This is a genomic window from Hyphomicrobium sp. 1Nfss2.1, assembly GCF_965243865.1.
Taxonomy (GTDB): Bacteria; Pseudomonadota; Alphaproteobacteria; order Rhizobiales; family Hyphomicrobiaceae; genus Hyphomicrobium_A.
The window spans coordinates 3,190,346-3,205,588 of record NZ_OZ251603.1; the positions used below are offsets into that span (position 1 = coordinate 3,190,346).

General features: G+C 63.4%; 17 protein-coding genes. 11 read left to right on the plus strand and 6 right to left on the minus strand.

Annotated elements, in window-relative coordinates:
- Window positions 1-19 precede the first annotated feature (19 nt).
- Entirely contained in the window at window positions 20-271 is a 252-nt protein-coding gene (locus ACP15D_RS15490) for a zinc-finger domain-containing protein (protein ID WP_072375856.1), read from the minus strand.
- A gap of 110 nt (window positions 272-381) precedes the next feature.
- Here ACP15D_RS15490 and ACP15D_RS15495 point away from each other — a divergent pair, with 110 nt between their 5' ends.
- Window positions 382-1,134 carry an alpha/beta fold hydrolase gene (locus ACP15D_RS15495; protein ID WP_424958331.1) on the plus strand — a complete coding sequence of 251 codons (753 nt, stop codon included), beginning with the start codon at window positions 382-384 and terminating at the stop codon, window positions 1,132-1,134.
- Window positions 1,135-1,539: 405 nt separating this feature from the next.
- Window positions 1,540-2,211 (plus strand): extensin family protein, encoded by a 672-nt coding sequence (locus ACP15D_RS15500; RefSeq protein WP_424958332.1) that lies wholly within the window; start codon window positions 1,540-1,542, stop codon window positions 2,209-2,211.
- Window positions 2,212-2,250: 39 nt separating this feature from the next.
- Here the strand turns inward: ACP15D_RS15500 and ACP15D_RS15505 are convergent, their stop codons facing one another.
- Genes ACP15D_RS15505 through ACP15D_RS15515 form a run of 3 tightly spaced genes read right to left on the minus strand, consistent with a single transcriptional unit; the run spans window position 2,251 to window position 3,285 of the window.
- Window positions 2,251-2,388, minus strand: a complete 138-nt coding sequence (locus ACP15D_RS15505; protein ID WP_424958333.1) for a hypothetical protein — start codon at window positions 2,386-2,388, stop codon at window positions 2,251-2,253.
- Window positions 2,389-2,431: 43 nt separating this feature from the next.
- Complete coding sequence (locus ACP15D_RS15510) at window positions 2,432-3,046, minus strand: hypothetical protein (protein WP_424958334.1); 615 nt, start codon at window positions 3,044-3,046, stop codon at window positions 2,432-2,434.
- An 11-nt stretch (window positions 3,047-3,057) separates the two neighbouring features.
- A complete protein-coding gene (locus ACP15D_RS15515) occupies window positions 3,058-3,285 on the minus strand; it encodes a hypothetical protein (RefSeq protein ID WP_424958335.1) in 228 nt (75 codons plus the stop codon).
- A 259-nt stretch (window positions 3,286-3,544) separates the two neighbouring features.
- On the opposite strand from ACP15D_RS15515, the gene egtB reads away from it, so the two are divergent.
- The 6 genes from egtB to ACP15D_RS15545 all read left to right on the plus strand — a co-directional run bounded on the left by egtB (window position 3,545) and on the right by ACP15D_RS15545 (window position 8,198).
- Complete coding sequence (gene egtB / locus ACP15D_RS15520) at window positions 3,545-4,849, plus strand: ergothioneine biosynthesis protein EgtB (protein ID WP_424958336.1); 1,305 nt, start codon at window positions 3,545-3,547, stop codon at window positions 4,847-4,849.
- Window positions 4,846-5,856: an L-histidine N(alpha)-methyltransferase gene (egtD, locus tag ACP15D_RS15525; protein ID WP_424958337.1), complete on the plus strand. Its 1,011-nt coding sequence runs from the start codon at window positions 4,846-4,848 to the stop codon at window positions 5,854-5,856. The genes egtB and egtD overlap by 4 nt, the downstream gene beginning before the upstream one ends.
- Before the next feature lie 33 nt (window positions 5,857-5,889).
- Window positions 5,890-6,531, plus strand: a complete 642-nt coding sequence (locus tag ACP15D_RS15530) for a TetR/AcrR family transcriptional regulator (protein WP_424958338.1) — start codon at window positions 5,890-5,892, stop codon at window positions 6,529-6,531.
- 101 nt (window positions 6,532-6,632) lie between these two features.
- Entirely contained in the window at window positions 6,633-6,857 is a 225-nt protein-coding gene (locus tag ACP15D_RS15535) for a hypothetical protein (protein ID WP_424958339.1), read from the plus strand.
- Window positions 6,858-7,289: 432 nt separating this feature from the next.
- Window positions 7,290-7,715, plus strand: a complete 426-nt coding sequence (locus ACP15D_RS15540; RefSeq protein WP_424958340.1) for a DUF2852 domain-containing protein — start codon at window positions 7,290-7,292, stop codon at window positions 7,713-7,715.
- 78 nt (window positions 7,716-7,793) lie between these two features.
- Window positions 7,794-8,198, plus strand: a complete 405-nt coding sequence (locus ACP15D_RS15545; RefSeq protein ID WP_424958341.1) for a DUF2852 domain-containing protein — start codon at window positions 7,794-7,796, stop codon at window positions 8,196-8,198.
- A 73-nt stretch (window positions 8,199-8,271) separates the two neighbouring features.
- On the opposite strand, the gene ACP15D_RS15550 is transcribed toward ACP15D_RS15545, so the two are convergent.
- Window positions 8,272-9,147: a pentapeptide repeat-containing protein gene (locus tag ACP15D_RS15550; RefSeq protein WP_424958342.1), complete on the minus strand. Its 876-nt coding sequence runs from the start codon at window positions 9,145-9,147 to the stop codon at window positions 8,272-8,274.
- A 137-nt stretch (window positions 9,148-9,284) separates the two neighbouring features.
- On the minus strand, window positions 9,285-12,986 hold the full coding sequence (locus tag ACP15D_RS15555; RefSeq protein ID WP_424958343.1) for a hydantoinase B/oxoprolinase family protein: 3,702 nt from the start codon (window positions 12,984-12,986) through the stop codon (window positions 9,285-9,287).
- A gap of 183 nt (window positions 12,987-13,169) precedes the next feature.
- Here ACP15D_RS15555 and ACP15D_RS15560 point away from each other — a divergent pair, with 183 nt between their 5' ends.
- From ACP15D_RS15560 to ACP15D_RS15570, 3 genes are all read left to right on the plus strand, one after another.
- Window positions 13,170-13,901, plus strand: coding sequence for a TerB family tellurite resistance protein (locus ACP15D_RS15560; RefSeq protein WP_424958344.1), 732 nt, complete (start codon window positions 13,170-13,172; stop codon window positions 13,899-13,901).
- Complete coding sequence (locus ACP15D_RS15565) at window positions 13,898-14,662, plus strand: N-acetylmuramoyl-L-alanine amidase (protein WP_424958345.1); 765 nt, start codon at window positions 13,898-13,900, stop codon at window positions 14,660-14,662. The genes ACP15D_RS15560 and ACP15D_RS15565 overlap by 4 nt, the downstream gene beginning before the upstream one ends.
- 65 nt (window positions 14,663-14,727) lie before the next feature.
- Entirely contained in the window at window positions 14,728-15,093 is a 366-nt protein-coding gene (locus ACP15D_RS15570; protein ID WP_424958346.1) for an STAS/SEC14 domain-containing protein, read from the plus strand.
- Window positions 15,094-15,243: the final 150 nt, after the last annotated feature.

Consider the following 15,243-nt stretch of genomic DNA (forward strand, 5'->3'; position numbering starts at 1 on the left):
ATTGCAGCGTGCGAGCCCGCTAGGCCGCATCCTCGACGAGATTGACGATCGCGCCCGCCGGATCACTCTCGTCGGCGGCGAGCCGCGGATCGTAGATATAAAGCGTCGAGCAGTAGGGGCAGAGGATCTGACCGTCGCCACCCATGTCGAGATAGACGTGCGGATGATCGAACGGCGGCCGGGCACCCATGCAGTTGAGTTCGCGCACGCCGATGAAGATCTTCTCCACGCCCTGATCGTTGGCGAGGTGGGGGACGGGGCTGGAGGCCATTGATTTGCCCTGCAGTTCTTGATGTGCTGGCGGGACCATAGCGCCGGCCGGTGGCAAATGATAGGGGTGCGCGCGATGGCAAAAGCGCGCTCCGCGTGAGGAACCGAACGGTGCAGAAATTCAGCTCGGACGGCGTCGAAATCGCCTACATCGACGAGGGCGAGGGGGACCCGGTCCTCCTCATTCACGGCTTCGCTTCCAACGTCTCGACCAATTGGGGCGAGACCGGCTGGGTGAAGTTGCTGACCAATGCCGGTTTCCGCGTCATCGCCTACGACAACCGCGGCCACGGTCACAGCGCCAAGCTCTACAATCTCACCGACTACGGCGCGCCGCTCATGGCGGAGGATGCTCGCCGTCTTCTCGATCATCTCGGCGTCGAGAAAGCGCACGTGGTCGGCTACTCGATGGGCGCGCGCATCGCGGCCTTTCTCGCCATCGCCCACCCGCAGCGGGTGCATTCGCTCACCTTCGGCGGGCTCGGCATCAACATGGTGCGTGGCGTCGCCGGCACCGGTCCTGTAGCGCAGGCACTGGAAGCGCCGACCATCGATGACGTGACGCATCCGACCGCGCGTACCTTCCGCGCCTTCGCCGAGCAGACGAAAAGCGACCTCAAAGCGCTCGCCGCCTGCATTCGCTCATCGCGCGCCCGCATAACACCCGAGGCGGTGGGGGAACTCCGCTGCCCGGTGCTTGTGGTTGTGGGGGAGAGGGATGTCATCGGCGGCCCGGCCGAGGCTCTCGCCGCCCTGATACCGGGCGCGCGTGCTGTGATGCTGCCCGACCGCGATCACATGAAGACCGTCGGCGACAAGCTGTTCAAGCAGGCGGTTCTGGAGTTCTTGGCAGAGCAGTCCTAATCGGCGATCCGACAGGCCCGCATACGAGGCCCCGGCGACCGGCACCGGAATCTCGAAAGACAAACGCGGGGTTGCCATGAGATCGGCGGCCGATCAATGCCGGGGCCAAGACGCAGTACACACCCAGATTTGCGACACATACGCATTACGAATTGGCCACTGCCTGGGGGCCTGGATTGCTCCAGACACCCAATACTTAACAAGCCAAAGGTGACAGGTCTGCATACGTTGCAGCAATCGCGGCATTCCAGCTGTGGATAACTTTTGCTGGGGCGTTGTCTCGTTCTGCCCTGTCTGATCGCGCCGCTTTTGAGTCGTAATGGCGCCCGAATGCCCTGGCTCTATGCGGCTGGGAAAGATGGCAGATTCACAATTCGTTAGGGTTACCGCGGTTAGCGTCCCACCATGCCATCCGTCCCGTTGCGCGTAGCTTTTGGCATTCTTGTCCCCGTGCTGCTCACTGGCTGTGGCGGCACTGGCCAATCCTTTATTGCCAAGGACGAACCCTGGCGGGCGATCGAGGAGCGCGCGTGCCTCGCCTCCGGAGCGGTTCGCGAAAGCCCCTTCGTCAAGACCAAGCTGTCGCTCGGCGGACCGAGCGCGTGCGGCGCCGAGCGCCCCTTCGAGATGGCTGCCGCCGACGGTGGCCGCGTCACCCTGAGCCCTGTCGCCTACCTGCGCTGCCCGATGATCCCCCAGGTCAACAACTGGGTCGTCAATACGATCGGGCCCGCTGCGCGCCGCATCTACGGCGTGCCGTTGGCGCAGCTCAGCATCGCGGGTTCATACGCGTGCCGGCCAATCAATCACGCCAGCGGTTCGATCTTGTCGGAGCATGGACACGCCAACGCGCTCGACGTCTCCGGCTTCGTCCTCGCCGACGGTCGCCGCATCTCGGTGAAGCGGGGCTGGCGCGGCGATTACCGCGAACGTACGTTCTTACGCGCTGTGCACGCTGGCGCCTGCCAGGAGTTCACCACGGTGCTTGGTCCCAACTACAACTCGCTGCACGCCGACCACTTCCACGTCGATCTTGCGCGCCGCGGTTCGGATGGCCTGAAGACTGTTTGCAAATAGCGGGATGGGATAGAGCCTCATGCGCGATCGCGTTGAGGTTCAATCGTCATCCTCGTCGCCGCAGTCGACGGGAAATTCCATGTCGGCTTCCCAGCAGACGAAGTCCTGTTGGATCCGCTGCACGACTGGCGGCACGGCCAGTGCGCCAAACACGATTGCGAGAAGCACCAGGCGCATGCGGCACCTACCCACACGTTGCGGCGCTGCACGCTAGCCCATTTCAGCGGGTGCGGCCAGCGCGCGCAAGCGCAGACGGCTCCCCGGCCGACGCCGACCGGGCGCGTTTGGCGGCGAAATACTTCTGTGCCTGATCGATGTCTGTTGCCGCCATGTCGGCGACCGAAGTTGCCCGCAATTCGCGCATCTGTTCGACGTCGGTATCGCCCAGCTTCACGTGCTGCGCGTACTGCATGGCGACGAGGCCACGCCCATCGGCGGCCGGAGCATATTTGAAGACGTTGAATTCCATCACGTCGCTGCCGGGCGCCCAGGTGAGAAAATCGATGATCGCCTCTCCCTTGTCGTTGGTCACGATGGCGTAGTTGGCGTCCTTGTTATGCTCTTTGACTGCCTTTCCTACGGCTTCAACCGCCGTGACCGGGTCGACGTTCATCTCCGGATACGAATAGAACGCAAAGAGCTTCGACCAGTTGTCGACGCTCTCGCCCGGAAGGGTGAACTCCGCAAGCCCGTTCCCCGGCTGCCCGTCAGGCAGCGCGCGCTGGTCCTCGAAGCCGAGCGAATACGTCTCGTTCCCGAACTCGACGCTCGGCGTGTCCGCCGCCATCGCGATGGACGACAATGCAAACAGCGCAGCGACGATCACAACGCGCATGATGCGCTCCTTCACGCTTGAGATGAGTTGATCACACGGGCGAGCTGCCAAGCCGACACCACACGGTCGAACGGCTCTGCGTCGCAGCGGATGCGATAGAGCGTGGCGCCGTCGTCGAGCATCAGCAGCTGTTCGATGCGATATGACACCTCAGGCGCCATATGACCGGTCTCGAGCCCAGCGAACTGCGCACCCGCGAACTGAACCAAAGCTCCGATTTCCAGCTCAAATCGTGCCATGCCCGTTCCTCGCATCCCCGGGGCGCCCAATCGGAGAAGCGTAGGGCGGTCACGCTGAAGGACGCGTGTGGATCATCGAGACAATTGGATGAAGATTGTTAGCCGTCGGGCAACAGACCATTGCGGCGGGGCGCGGTAACTTTTTTCGCGGTGCGGCGAACCAACGGTTACACTGGTTCGTTAGCAAGTAACTCGCCCTGCGCGGCATCGCGCCATCCATTGGCGGTGTCAGACCCCAACGAAAATCTAGAGGCTCCCTGTGCTTTCAACGCTCTCGGTCGAAAAGACCGCATTTCCGCGCTCTAGCAAGCGTCAGGGCGATTTGTACGAGCGCCTGCTTTCCAGCCGAAATCTATCGCTCTCGCTTGCGGCACCTTTGTCCGACGAAGACCAAGTTGTTCAGTCGATGGATGATGCCAGCCCCACCAAGTGGCACCTCGCCCACACCACCTGGTTCTACGAGTCGTTCATCCTGAAGCCGACGCTGTCGGACTATCGCGAGTTCTCACCCGACTTCGAGTATTGCTTCAATTCATACTACGAGAGCAAAGGCGACCGTCATCCGCGCGCCCGGCGCGGACTGTTGACGCGCCCGTCTGTCGCCCAAGTGCGGGAATACCGCGCCCACGTCGATGCCGCGCTTGCGCGTCTGTTCGACGAGGGCGTTGTCGACGCCTCGCCCGATCCGTTGGCCGCGCTGATCGAGCTCGGCATCAATCACGAGCAGCAGCATCAAGAGCTTCTGCTGACCGACATTCTTAGCCTGTTCGCCGCTGAGCCGCTGCGCCCGGCCTACCGGCAATCGCAAACTCTTGCCCAGTCGTCCGCCATCGACCTGGAGTTCATTCCTTTCTCTGGCGGCATACACGCGATAGGCCACGACGGCGCTGGGTTTTCCTACGACAACGAGGGGCCGCGCCACGAAGCGCTGCTCTACCCATATCGCCTTGCCAATCGCTGCGTGACCAATGCCGAGTGGCTCTCCTTCATGGAGGATGGCGGCTATCGCGATCCACTGCTGTGGCTCGCCGATGGCTGGTCGACGATCAAGGTGCAGGGATGGACGGCGCCCCTTTACTGGGAGCAGCGCGACGGCGTCTGGCACCAGATGACGCTCGAAGGATTGCGGCCAGTCGATCTCGAACGCCCGGTGACCCACATCAGCTATTACGAGGCCAATGCCTTTGCGACTTGGGCCGGTAAGCGTCTGCCGACAGAGTTCGAGTGGGAAGCGGCGACTTCCGGCTATCCCGTTGAAGGCAACGATCTCGGCGCCGAAACTTTGCGCCCATGCGGGGCGCAGGCCGCGCCGGGCCGCCTCGCCCAGCTCTTCGGCGACGTGTGGGAATGGACATCAAGCGCCTACCTGCCATACCCCGGCTATCGCCCTGCGCCGGGCGCAGTCGGTGAATACAACGGCAAGTTCATGGTCAGCCAGAACGTGCTCCGCGGCGGTTCTTGTGCAACCCCGCCGGGCCACATTCGCACCAGCTACCGCAACTTCTTTTACCCGCACCAGCGCTGGCAGTTCACCGGCGTGCGCCTTGCTGAGGATGACGCATGAACCTCGACGACGACTACGGCCTCGACGCCGCCACTGATGCACGTGACGCCGAAGCTGAGGCATTCCTGTGCGATATCCACGGCGAACCGAGCGAGTTCGCCACCGCCCTCGTCAGCGGTCTGTCGAAGCGCAACAAGGCTATCCCGTGCCGCTTCTTCTACGATGCCGAGGGCAGCCGCCTCTTCGAGCAGATCACCAGCCTCCCCGAATACTATCCCACGCGTACCGAGACGGGCATCCTGCGCGCGCACGCGACGCATCTTTCCCAGCTTGTTCCTCCCGGTGCCGTGCTGATCGAATTCGGGTCCGGCTCGAGCACCAAGACCGAGTTGCTGCTCGCCGAAATGGACGATCTCCATGCCTACGTGCCGATCGACATCAGCCCAGCAGCGCTCGATGATGCCCGCGCACGCATTGCGGAGCGCTTTCCGCGCCTGCGCGTCACACCCGTCGTTGGCGATTTCTCGCGGCCGCTGCCGCTACCCGCGGCGATCGCCGGGCACGCCCGCGTCGGCTTTTTTCCCGGCTCGACGATCGGCAACCTCGCCGAGGCGGATGCCGTCGCGTTGCTGACCAGCATGCGCGCCATCCTCGGCAAGGGGGCAATCCTCATCATCGGCGCTGATTTGAAGAAGGACGTGCGCCGCCTCATCGCCGCATACGATGATGCGGAAGGCGTGACTGCCGCGTTCAATCTCAACCTGCTGCGGCGTGCCAACCGCGAGCTGGGTGCGGATTTCGACCCGGGCGCCTTCTCTCATCTCGCCACCTACGACGTGCGCCACGGCCGGATCGATATGCATCTCGTCAGCGGACGCGCCCAGACGGTGAACGTCCTCGGCCACAGGTTCCGCTTTGCCGACGGTGAGCGCATCCACACGGAGCACTCGCATAAGTACGATATCGCCGGTTTCGCTGCCCTGGTGCAGCGGGCGGGATGGCAGTCGCGCGAGGTTCTGACCGACCCTGAGAACCTGTTCAGCGTGCACATTCTCACGGCCTCATAGCTCTCCAGCCACGAATTGCGCTAAAAGCGCGCCATGACATGGCACAAGGACGGCCCGGGCTCGCGCCGCGGCTATCATCACGGAAATCTGCGCGAAGCGCTCATCGCCGCCGCGCTCGATCTCATATCCAAGAAGGGGCCGGCCGGCTTCACCTTCGCCGATGCCGCGCGCGCAGCCGGCGTCAGTCCAGCCGCCCCGTATCGCCATTTCCGCGACCGCGACGCGCTGATGGCCGACATCGCGCGCCGCGGCTTTGATGCATTTGCCGAGGCGTTGTTGCGAGCGTGGGATGACGGCAAGCCGACGCCGCGCTCAGCATTCGAACGCGTCGGCCGCGCCTATCTGGAGTTCGCCGCCAAGGAGCCGGCCCAGTTCTCGGCGATGTTCGAAAGCGGCGTACCGCTCAACGATTATCCGGAGGTTCGTGAAGCCGGGGATCGTGCATTCAACGTGTTGCGTCAGGCATGTGAGGCGGTCGCAGCAACCATGCCGAAGGAGAAGCGTCCTCCCTCGTTGATGATGGCGCTGCACATCTGGTCTCTCAGCCATGGCATCGCATCGCTGTTTGGCAGAGGCGATGCTGCGCGACGCACGATTCCGATGTCGCCCGACGATCTGTTGGAAGCTGCAGTGCTCATCTATCTCGACGGTCTTGGCGTTCCCGCCGACAAGTAGATGCGTCACGACGAACGATGCGTGACGCAATGCGTGCTCTCTGAGCAAAACCGATGTATAGCAATTGATCTCTCATTCATTGACACAGATGGATTGAACTCATGGCAGCTAACGAGAAGACATCGGCAGCAGTTGCAAAGATCGCATCGAAGGCGTTGAAGTCGCCTGCATCGCTCACTCCCGCCGAGATCAAGAAGCTTGCAGCGTCTGCGCTCACGCAGGCTGCCGACAAACCGGCGAAGCCGGTGAAGAAGAAAAAGTCGCCGGTGAAGCGCAAGGTCGCCGCCAAGAAAGTGAAGCGCAAGGCCGTCAAGAAGAAGCGCTGATGTTATGAGACGGCGGCGCGTGCGGCGCCGCCGTTCTCTCATCGGCGTAGCAACGATCGTTTGTCTCTCCCATGCTCTCGTCGAGAGGGAGAGCACTTCAGGTTCGCTCTACCGCGTCGCCTACGGGCGGTACTCATCAGTTGCGGCACCAATGTCGCGCCGGCCCTTCCTCCACGTTTGATGGCTGACGAGCGTCCAGCATTGGGGCGATTGCTTCCGCGCATGCGCTGCTCCGACGTGGGACGTCTGGCGCTACGGGCCACGGCGCACCATGTGTAGCGAGAGCGCGGCCTCGGGTTGCCGCCCACTTCAAGCCAACCCGTCTCAGGCCTAAATCCGGCGTTCCAATTTTTCCGAGCGCGCCTCTTGACGGGCTCCCGGCCACCTGCCAACTATGTAAATGTGATAAACATTCACATGGAGAGACCTTCAATGACTGGGGTTGTGGCGACGCTCGACGACTACGGCAAACCCGCATGGATTGCCGTCATGGTCGCCGGCTTCATCCTGTTCTGGCCCGTGGGCCTCGCCATCCTTGCCTACTTGCTATGGAGCGGACGCATGGGTTGTGGTGGACGTTACGGTGACATGAGCCGCTGGCAGCAGCGCTGGGCGGATCGGTGGGATCGCAAGATGGAACGCTTTGGCCGTGAGTTCCGTGGCGGCTTCCAGTCGAGCGGCAACGCCGCCTTCGACGACTACCGCGAGGAGACGCTGCGCCGCCTCGAAGACGAACAGCGCGAGTTCCGCGAATTCCTCGAGCGCCTCCGCAAGGCGAAAGACAAGGCGGAGTTCGACCAGTTCATGGCCGACCGCCGCACCCGTCCAACTGACGGCACCGAGGGCGCATCTGCCTAAATCGTTCCTATATGAATCCTGCCAGGGCGGCGTGCCGTCCTGGCACCTTGATGTTCAACCTCTAGGGAGCGGCGGTCCATGCCTCTGATCCTCGGCTTCATCGGCTTCATCTTCGCAGCATTGGTCATGTTCGCCTGGGCTGCGGTCTGGCTGGTCGCGGCGCTCTTCTGGCTCGCCTGGCCTCTGGTTCTGCTCGTCTTCGGCGTCATCGCCTGGCGTCGTCAGTCGCGCTACTGGCAGCAGGTCCAGTCTTCGCCTGCAAGCGCCCGCACGACTTCCGCGCAGCCGTTCTTCAAGAACAGCGGCAATGCGGCCTTCGACGAGTACCGCGCCGACACGCTCCGCCGTCTCGACGAGGAACGCGAGAAGTTCCGCGACTTCCTGGAGCAGCGCCGAAAGGCCAGAGACCGCGAAGCGTTCGACCGGTACATCTCCGAGCGCTGGGGGCGGCCTGGCGACCGCCCACAAGGCGCTATCACCTGAACTCGAAGGCAGTGAATGCAAACGAAAGCCAGGGCATTGCCCTGGCTTTTTTGTTGCCGTCCGCGCTTGCTGACTAACGGATCGTCTTGTCGAAGTTGAGCGCTGTCGAAAGCCCCTTCGCCTTGTCGAGGCCCTTGACGCCCAGCAGCGTCGCGCCGTCGAGATCGGCTCCCGTCAAATCGGCACCTGTCAAATCCGCCCCGGTGAAGTCGGCGCGGGAAAGATCGGTGTTTCTCAGGTTGGCATTTGTCAGGTCGGCGCCGTTGAACCTCGAGAACGTCATCAGCGCATGCTCGAAGTTGCCGCCGCGCATGATCGCCTTGGTAAAGTCGCACGACTTCAGAAGGTTCTTCGACAGCGTGGTGATGGTGCCCTGGCCAGCCCGCACTTCGCGCGGCGTGAAGTTCGCGTCGCTCAGGTCGGCACCGTGAAAATCAGAGCCCGAGAGATTGGCCATGACGCGAAGGCCACTTAGGTTTGCGCCGGCAAACCGCGGCGCATCGGCAAGGTTCTCTGACAGGTCCGAATAGATCGTCGGCCGCAGGATGCTGGCACCGGAGAGATTGGCGCCCGAAAAATCTGCACGGATCAGCGTCGCACGGTCGAGGCGCGTGCCCGACATATCCGTACCGCGCAGGTTCGCTCCGGTGAAGTCGGCGCCATAGAAGTTCGACTTGGCAAGCTTAGCGCCTTTGAAGTTCAGCCCCGACAGATCGAGATAGGTGAGATCGTGGTTGGAGTAGTCGGGCGCCTCGCCGGGCTTGGCTTTGAACAACTCCGTGGCGATGTCGCGTACCGACATGTCCGCAGCGTTCTGCGGCACGGGCTCTGTCTCCGCCGCCAGAACTGCGGATACGGGAGTCGCAAAACCCAGCAGCATTGTGCCGCCGAGCAGCGCGCCACCCAGGGCCGATTTGCGAACCAACACTTTGCGAGCCGCGTTCATCATTTGTTATCCGTCGCCTTCGCGATCATCGTTACCCCTATAATGAGGGGTGCCAGGCCCGATCTGGCAAGAGTTATCGCGCTTCGCAAATACTGAAAGCGCCCATGAGGCGCCTTCTGCAACACTTCAAATTGCTGGCTTTAATCGCAGCCATAACCGCCGCCTGTCGGCGTGACGATCATGATGGCTTCTCCGGCGTCCAATACGGTCTCATCGCAGCCCGAAAGAGCTTCGATCGCCCCATCTTTCCGCCGCACGCCATTGCTCCCTGCTTCGCCGGGTCCGCCACCCGCGACGCCGAACGGACGCACCTTGCGGTAGCCGGAAAGGATGGCGCAGTGCATGCGCGTCAAAAATCGGATGACGCGCAACGTGCCGTCGCCGCTGGTCCACTTGCCCTTGCCGCCCGAGCCACGCCGGATCGAGAACTCCTCCAGCAGCACCGGATAGCGCAGCTCCAAGATCTCCGGATCGGTCAGCCGCGTGTTCGTCATGTGCACGTGCACGGCCGCAGCACCGTCGAAACCAGGCCCGGCTGGCGCGCCTGAGCATAACGTCTCGTAGTACTGCAGCGCCTCGTCCCCGAACGTGAGATTGTTCATCGTTCCTTGCGAGGACCCGAGCGCGCCGAGCGCGCCGAACAGAGCGTTGGTAACGATCTGGCTGGTCTCGACATTGCCGGCCACCACCGCCGCGGGATACGTCGGCCGCAGCATAGAGCCTTCGGGGATCACGATTTCGATCGGCTTCAAGCACCCGGCATTCATCGGGATCGGCTCATCGACCATCACGCGAAACGTGTAGAGGACGGCCGCGCGCGTCACCGGCTCGGGCGCGTTGAAGTTGTTCGCCTGCTGCGCACTGGTTCCGGTGAAGTCCACCTTGGCGGACCGCGCCGCACGATCGACCGTAATGCGCACCTCTACCGCCGCACCTTGATCGGTCTCGACGCGAAAATGCCCATCATCCAGACGCGAGATCAGGCGCCGCACCGCTTCCTCGGCGTTGTCCTGCACGTGCCGCATGTAGGCCTCGACCACCTCGAGGCCGAAGTGTGCGACCATGCGCCGAAGCTCCGCCTCTCCCTTGGCGTTGGCAGCGATCTGCGCTTTGAGGTCGGCGATGTTCTTTTCAGGTCGCCGTGCCGGATATTTGGCACCGCAAAGCAGCGCGCGCGTTTCGTCTTCGAGGAACCGCCCTTGATCGACCAGCTTGAAGTTGTCGATATAGACGCCTTCTTCTTCGATCCGCGTCGCCCGCGGCGTCATCGACCCGGGCGTCAATCCGCCGATGTCCTCGTGGTGCCCGCGGCTCGCCACGTAGAACAGCACTTCCCTCTCCCCGTGTTCGACGGGGGGAGGGTTAGGGTGAGGGGCCGAAGCTAGGCGAGAGGCTCGCCGTTGCCCTTCGTCCGCGAACACCGGCGTTACGACAGTGATGTCGGGGAGATGCGTGCCGCCGTTGTACGGCGCATTCAGCATGAAGCTGTCGCCCGGACGCATGCTGGCGCCGCGCTCGCGGATGATCGTCTCCACCGAGCGATCCATCGAGCCCAGATGCACCGGCAGATGCGGAGCGTTGGCGACGAGTGCACCCGTCGCGTCGAACACCGCGCAGGAGAAGTCGAGCCGCTCCTTGATGTTCACCGACTGCGCCGTGTTGCGCAGCGCCTCACCCATCTGCTCCGCGATAGCCATGAACAGGTTGTTGAACACTTCGAGCAGCACCGGATCGGCTTCCGAGCCGAGGCGCTCCCGCTGGCGTGGCTCCGCCCGCCGCATGACGATGTCGTTGTCGACCGTCAGCGTCAGCTTCCAGCCGGGCTCGACCACCACTGTCTGGTTCGGCTCGATAACGAGCGCAGGCCCTGCGATCTCGCACCCGCTGGCAAGCTGATCGCGCAGAATAACCGGCGCCTCGTGCCAGCCCCCGCGCGAATAGAATTTCGTCTTGTCCCCTTTCCCCGTTCCTTCAACGCGGAGAGGGTCAGGGCGAGGGGCAGAAGCTTGGTGAGGGGCGACTTGTTGAGGGGCCGTCCCGCTTCCCGTCGCCGCAACTTCCAGCGCCGCTATGACGACGTCCTTCTCCGGCGAGACGAAGCCGAACCGCTGCCGATGCAACACCTCGAAGTCGCGCCGCATGAAATGCGGCTCCGACACTGACACAGCCAGCGCAGTGTCGGTGCCCGCATAGCGCAAATGCGCGAAGCTCTCGATGGAAATGTCGTCGTGCTCGACGCCCTCGTCCAGCAACTCCTCGGTCACCTCGCTGCCGAGCTCATAGGCGAGGTTCTCCAGTGCATCCATGGATTCTTCGCCCAGCGGCGCTTCGATAGAGCGCTCGCGGCTGGCGCGCTGCCGTGCGAGGCCGATCCCGTACGCCGACAACAGCCCCGACAGCGGATGCACCAGCACCGTTTCGATCCCAAGCGTATCGGCGATCAGGCACGCATGCTGTCCGCCCGCTGAGCCGAAGCAGTTGAGTGCGTATTCGGTGACGTCATACCCGCGCTCGACCGAGATCTTCTTAATGGCATTCGCCATGTTCTCGACGGCGATACGGATGGCTCCGTCGGCGATCTCTTCGGGCTCGCGTCCGTCTCCCACCTTCAGCGCCAGCTCGGCGAATGCGGCACGCACTCCATCGGCATCGAGCGGCTGATCGTGCGCCTCGCCGAAGATTGCCGGAAAGAACTTGGGGTCCAGCTTGCCGAGCATCACGTTGGCATCAGTCACCGTCAGCGGCCCGCCCCGGCGATATGCCATCGGGCCGGGGTTGGCCCCTGCGCTGTCCGGCCCGACGCGAAACCGCGTGCCGTCGTAGGAAATGATGGACCCGCCACCGGCCGCCACCGTATGCACGCGCAGCATCGGCACCGCCAGCCGCACGCCGGCGATCTGCGTCTCGAACGAGCGCTCATATTCTCCGGCGAAATGCGCAACGTCTGTCGACGTGCCGCCCATGTCGAAGCCGATGACCTCGTCGAACCCGGCGCGCTTGGCGGTCTCCGCCATGCCGATCACGCCGCCCGCAGGCCCGGATAGGATGGCATCGCGCCCGCGGAACGTCTGCGCCGACTTCAATCCGCCCGACGAAGCCATGAACAGCAGCCGCAGCTCGTCGTCTTCACCGGCTTTCAGCGCTGTCGACACGCGATCGACATAGCGGTTGAGCACGGGTGACAGGTAGGCGTCCGCCACCGCTGTGTCCCCGCGCGGCACCAGCTTGATCAGCGGCGATACCTCGTGGCTCGCCGAAACCTGGGAAAAGCCCAGGCTTCTCGCCAGGGCCGCAGCCTGCTGCTCGTGCTCGGGAAAAGCGTAGGCATGCATGAACACGATGGCGACCGCATCGATGCCTTCCGAGCGTGCGCGCCGCAGATCAACTTCGAGTGCCGTAAGATCGATCGGCCGCTCCACTGTGCCGTCCGCGCGCACGCGCTCGTCTGCCTCGACCACGCGGCTGTAGAGCATCTCCGGCTTGATGATGCGCTTGGCGAAGATGTCGGGCCGGGCCTGCGTGCCGATCTCGAGCTGGTCTTTCAGCCCGCGCGTGATGACGAGCAGGGTGGCGTCGCCCTTCCGCTCCAAAAGCGCGTTGGTAGCGACGGTCGTCCCCATCCTCACCGTCGCGATGCGCGCCGACGGAATAGGTGCCCCGCTCGGCACCTTCAGAAAGCGGCGGATCGCTTCGAGCGCGGCGTCGTCGTACGCACCAGGGTTTTCGGAAAGCAACTTACACGCGAGCAGCCGGCCATCGGGTGCGCGTGCAACGACGTCGGTAAACGTGCCCCCGCGATCGATGAAGAAATGCCACTTTTCGTCGCTGAGAAGCCCTGCCATTCGCCGCCCGCTGAAGAAACCACCGCTCCTGTTGGCTATCGGGCGTTGCGGTTAGCGTCAACCGCGACCATATCCCGGACCGGCCCGCATTTTTCCGCCAATTGCTGCGACTTTGCGTGAACTGGGTGGCAGCAGGCCCCCGCGGGGCTTCAAGTCGCCCACGAATGCCGATATGGGTTCTGCATGCCTTGGAAGGATATAGCACAGGCGATCGGTATCGAGCCCGGCGGCACTGTGCGCGACGCGCTCTCCGCGCTGTGGAACCGTATCGCTGGCGACCGCGCGGCGCGCCAGACGCCCGGCTACCGCACTGTCGCCTTCACCATCGCCGTGACGACACTGGCGGCCAAGATGGCCAAGGCGGACGGCGTTGCCTTGCCGGTCGAGGAACGTGCTTTTGAGCGCGTGTTCGATGTCCCGACTGAAGAGCGTGCAAACTTCCATCGCCTGTACGATCTCGCCGCGCAGGACATCGCTGGCTACGAAACCTACGCCGGCAAGATCGCCTCGCTGCTTGCCGACGAGCCGCAGATGTTGCGCGCGTTGCTCGAATGCCTGTTCCACGTCGCTGCTGCCGACGGCATCCTGCATCCGGACGAGGATCGCTTCCTCGAGGTCGTCGCCGACAAGTTCGGTCTTTCGCGCGGAGAGTTCCTTAGCGTTCGCGCCGGCTTCATCAACGACCCGTGCAGCCCGTATCAGATCCTCGGTGTCCACCCCGACATTTCCGACGCCGACTTGAAGCTGCGCCACCGCGCGCTGGTGCGCGAGCACCACCCTGACCGGTTGGCGGCAACGGGCGTGCCACAGGAGTTGCGCTGTGCCGCCAACAGGCGTCTCGCCGCCATCAATGCAGCCTACGACGCCGTTGTTAAAGATCGGCACGGGCCGGTCGGCGGGCGGGGCGGATCATGATCCTCAAGCCCGACTCCACGCTGGTGCATACGCTTTATCCCTCGCCCAACATCGAAGAGCGCCGCGCCGGCAGCCGTCCCGACATCATTGTCCTGCATTACACCGGCATGCCGTCCGCCGAGAAGGCGATCGGCTGGCTCGCCAACCCGGTGAGCAAGGTCTCGTGCCATTACGTTGTCGACGAGGATGGCCGCATCACGCAGATGGTCGAGGAGGAAAAGCGCGCCTGGCACGCTGGCGTCTCGCACTGGGGCGGCAACACCGACATCAACTCCGCCTCCATCGGCATCGAGATCCAGAACACCGGGCACGAGCACGGCTATCCCGATTTCCCGCTTCCGCAGATGGAGGCTGTGGGCGCACTCTGCCGCGACATCGCCAAGCGTCATGCTGTTCCCGCCGAGCGCATCCTCGCCCATTCGGACATCGCCCCCGGACGCAAGCTCGACCCCGGCGAGAAATTCAACTGGGCCTGGCTTGCCAAGCACGGCGTCGGCCATTGGGTGCCACCCGCATCTATCGACGATGCCTCGACGCAGCTGCTCGATGACGACAGCGCAGCCCTCACAGATACGCTCGCGCTCATGCGCGCCTATGGCTACGGCACCGAGAACCCCGAGCGCAGCGACTGGCTCTCCGTGCTCGTCCGCAGTTTCCAGCTTCATTTCCGCCCGCAGCGCGCCGATGGCCGCCTCGACGTTGGCACCCTCGATACACTGACCCGCCTCGTCGCTGCGCTGCCCGCCCGCGCGACGAGCTGACGGCCCAAGAATTTCAGAATGGCGCAATACAATCGCGCCATCCTTGAGAGCCAACGGAGGTGGTCATGATCGAGTTATTGAAGGGATTTCCAGCAAACGTCATCGCCCTATCGGCTACGGGTGAGCTCACCAAGGAAGATTACGAAAAGGTTGTCGCACCGGCCGTGCAGCGCGCGATCGACCAGCACGATACCGTGCGCCTCTATTATCAGATCGGGCCGCAATTCCGCGGTATGGAGCTGGGCGCGATGTGGGCCGACACAAAGGTCGGCATGGGGCACTTCCTCAAGTGGGAGCGCATCGCCGTAATCACCGATATCGAATGGATAAAGGTTTCGGTAATGGCGTTCGGCATCCTCATGCCCGCGCAGGTGAAGGTTTACCCGACTGCGGAAGCCGAGGCCGCGCGGCAGTGGATCAGCGCCACCTGAGCGCGGCCCTCCGCTCATCATTGAGGAGGGTGCGTCGCTCTGTCCACGGCGGCCACCCTGCCCGTGATTGGAGGATCAGCCTCTTGACCCCAAGTTTAGGAAGTCCGTCGTATCCGAATGCTTCGCGCACCGGGCGATCTTGATGCCTAT